Source organism: Xenorhabdus santafensis, assembly GCF_033949405.1.
Classification (GTDB): Bacteria; Pseudomonadota; Gammaproteobacteria; order Enterobacterales; family Enterobacteriaceae; genus Xenorhabdus; species Xenorhabdus santafensis.
Window position 1 is genome coordinate 1 of the sequence record NZ_VCDN01000159.1, and the last position, 1,652, is coordinate 1,652.

The window sequence follows — 1,652 nt, forward strand, 5'->3', positions numbered from 1 at the left end:
GAATACCCTGTCCATCACGGCCGGGGAGGTGATTGAACTGACATGCGGTGCCAGCACCCTGCGCATGGATAGCAGCGGTAAAATTACGATTCAGGGCACGGAGTTCAAATTCGAGGCCAGCGGCCCGGTACAAATCACCGGCAAGGACATTGACCTGAACTAAGGAGCCACCTTGATGGAATTTCGTAACCTGACCCCGTTTGCGGTGATGAACTATTCAATGCTCGATGTGGACGATGTTGAGCACCATGTGACTGTCATGAAACTCGGCTATCAATTGCTGCCGGACAGTACCGGTCACTGCATCGCGGAATTGCTGCCTGCGCCGCCCCTGTGTTTGCAGGATGAATTCCGCGGACAGATGAATGCTTCGCAGGTATTGCAGGAAAGTGACCTTGCCCCGTTTAAACCGCGCTGTGATGTGATTATCAACGGCACGGCCTATGCGCCGAATAATCAACCCGCGACAGCGTTTCCTGTCCGGTTGCAGGCAACGAACAAGCAGGGTGAAACCCTGCTCGACAAAACCCTGACCGTGACCGGCGAGCGGGAATTTATCCGTGACACCAACGGCCACTGGCAATTGACCGACCCGCAACCCTTTACCACCCTGCCGATGGATTACCGCTACGCCTTTGGCGGCGAATGCAAAATGCAGGCAGACGACAAGGCGAGCGAGCACCTCAAGGAAAGTGACCGCCTGACCGCGGAACAACGTCAGCAACACCCGGACGGGGACAATGCGCCGCTGGCGCATGCCACCTGTGAAACTAACCCGCTGGGAAGGGGGTTTATCACGCCGTGGTATGCCGAGGCCAAACAACTCACTCGTTACCCGGCCCCGTGTATCACCCAACCGGATGCGCCGTTCACCGCCCAACATTTTGCGTCACAACTGACGGGCACATTACCGAATGATATGCCCGCCAGCCAACCGCAAGGCTTGGGCTTTATCGGTCGCCCGTGGCTGCCCCGCCGCCAGTTCGCCGGGACATACGATGACGACTGGCTCGCCCACCGTCACCCTTACCTGCCGAAAGATTTCGATTTCCGATATTGGAACGGGGCCCCGGCTGACCAGCAAATTGACTGGCCGGATACCGATATCTCACTGAGCCTGCAAGGCATGACGCCCAGCGGCAACCTGCACGTTACCCTTCCGGGGCATCGCCCGTTTATTTTGCTGCGGATGGAAAACGGCGCGCTGTTCCCCGTGCCGATGCGCCTCGATACGTTGATCCTCGACAGCGAAGCCATGACGGTGCACATCACCAGTCGGCTGAATTTTAAAACCAGCCTGCCGGTGCGAGTAGCGGAAGCGCGGTTTGAAATCGACCCCGATGCCCCATTACTCAAGCTCGCGCCCCCTGAATCTGAAAAGGAGACCGTCCATGGCGGATAACTACCTTGCCCGCACCGCAGGCGAATGGCTAATAGTCGGCATGCTGCCGGACGTGTGTAAAACCCCGATGGGGCCATCCACCCCACCGATCCCCTATCCGGTCATCGCCAAGCTGGCGGGCAGCGATACCCCTGTGAAATCAGTGCGCGCCAATGGGCAACCGGTGGTGGTCTTTGCCCAGAGCTTTGTGCCGCAGACTCTGGGCGACCAACCCGGTGTCGCCAATGGGGTGAAAAGCGGCACCGTGGGG

General features: G+C 58.7%; 2 protein-coding genes and 1 pseudogene. All 3 read left to right on the forward strand.

Features of this window, described 5'->3' with window-relative positions; translation table 11 throughout:
• Positions 1-163 (forward strand): annotated as a pseudogene (locus tag FE392_RS19490) (type VI secretion system Vgr family protein); the annotation flags it as partial.
• A gap of 12 nt (positions 164-175) precedes the next feature.
• Positions 176-1,402 carry a DUF2169 family type VI secretion system accessory protein gene (locus tag FE392_RS19495; RefSeq protein ID WP_319931796.1) on the forward strand — a complete coding sequence of 409 codons (1,227 nt, stop codon included), beginning with the start codon at positions 176-178 and terminating at the stop codon, positions 1,400-1,402.
• The coding region (locus FE392_RS19500; RefSeq protein WP_319931797.1) for a DUF4150 domain-containing protein at positions 1,392-1,652 on the forward strand (261 nt) is incomplete at its 3' end. The genes FE392_RS19495 and FE392_RS19500, both read left to right, overlap by 11 nt.